General features: G+C 47.4%; 2 protein-coding genes. Both read left to right on the top strand.

All coding sequences use genetic code 11. From position 1 onward, the window contains the following. The first annotated feature begins 170 nt into the window (after positions 1-170). The gene (bfd, locus tag N6G83_RS54335) at positions 171-365 is read left to right on the top strand and encodes a bacterioferritin-associated ferredoxin (RefSeq protein ID WP_024485620.1); all 195 of its coding nucleotides are present in this window, start codon (positions 171-173) and stop codon (positions 363-365) included. A 74-nt stretch (positions 366-439) separates the two neighbouring features. Beyond that, the gene (gene bfr, locus N6G83_RS54330) at positions 440-919 is read left to right on the top strand and encodes a bacterioferritin (protein ID WP_021182231.1); all 480 of its coding nucleotides are present in this window, start codon (positions 440-442) and stop codon (positions 917-919) included. Positions 920-1,265: the final 346 nt, after the last annotated feature.

The raw sequence follows: 1,265 nt of genomic DNA, 5'->3' as shown, positions 1-1,265 counted from the left end.
TGTAGGTGCGGGCGTTGTTGCTAAAGTTATCGCTTAATCGCGAATAATTTATAAGCACTAAAAGAGGGCACTTCGGTGCCCTTTTTTTATACAATTTTTTACCAATCTTAATTGAAATAAAAACGATTCTTATTTAGACTTACTGCATCGGTTAAGAAGTGAGTCTCTCTATGTACGTATGTCTGTGTAATGCTGTGTCTGACAAAGCGATCCGTAAGGCGGTGCGTCAGCACAATCCCCATACCATGAAGCAACTGCGTGAGCTGGTGCCGATTGGAACTGACTGCGGTAAATGCATTCGTCAGGCAAGGCAAATTATGGTGGAGGAACGCGCAACCCTGATTCATATGCATGAAGTCGCCTAATAAATAGTAGGGTTATTTTTTGACTCTTGGCCCGCAGCTTCTACACTTTTAGAACTGCCCAGGAGGATTTATCTATGAAAGGCGATAAAAAGATCATTGCTCACCTCAACAAGCTGCTCGGTAACGAGCTGGTTGCCATCAATCAATACTTCCTGCACGCGCGTATGTTCAAAAATTGGGGCCTGATGCGTCTCAATGAGAAGGAATATCACGAGTCGATCGATGAGATGAAACATGCCGATCGCTACATCGAGCGTATCCTGTTCCTTGAAGGGTTACCGAACCTGCAAGATCTCGGCAAGCTGAATATCGGCGAAGATGTCGAAGAGATGCTGAGGTCCGATTTGGCCCTGGAGCTGGACGGTGCCAAGAACCTGCGGGAAGGTATCGCCTATGCCGACTCTATCCATGATTATGTCAGCCGCGATCTGATGAAAGAAGTCTTGGCCGATGAGGAAGGGCATATCGACTGGTTGGAGACTGAACTGAGCTTGATTGAGCGGCTTGGCATCCAAAACTATTGCCAGGCGCAAGTGCTGGAACGCAAAGACTGAATACCCCCGAACCCTCTCCCACAGGGAGAGGGACAGTCCATGCTCTAACTTAACTGAGGCATTCTTCCTTTATATTCCACTATTACAGATCAGCTTTAACGCCATAACAGCCCTCACATTCTCCCGTTACAGATTATCTCCTGCACTTGCCAATAGTGCCGATCGGCTCCCTATCACTAAAGGAGAGGGGCGGGGGAGGGGCAAAACTCATTAAATACCGCTCATTCTGAGCATATTTCCATCCGTGGCTTGCAACCTGGCCTGGTTTGCGTATAATGCGCGGGCTTACCTAATCTTGGTAAGCCTGATTTTAGCGAATCAGTCGATTGGCAAGAACGTTTTGCCC

It is taken from the genome of Serratia sp. PL7, assembly GCF_945957435.1.
The sequence above is the reverse complement of the archived record's forward strand: the minus strand, read 5'-3'. Positions and strand labels throughout refer to the sequence as shown.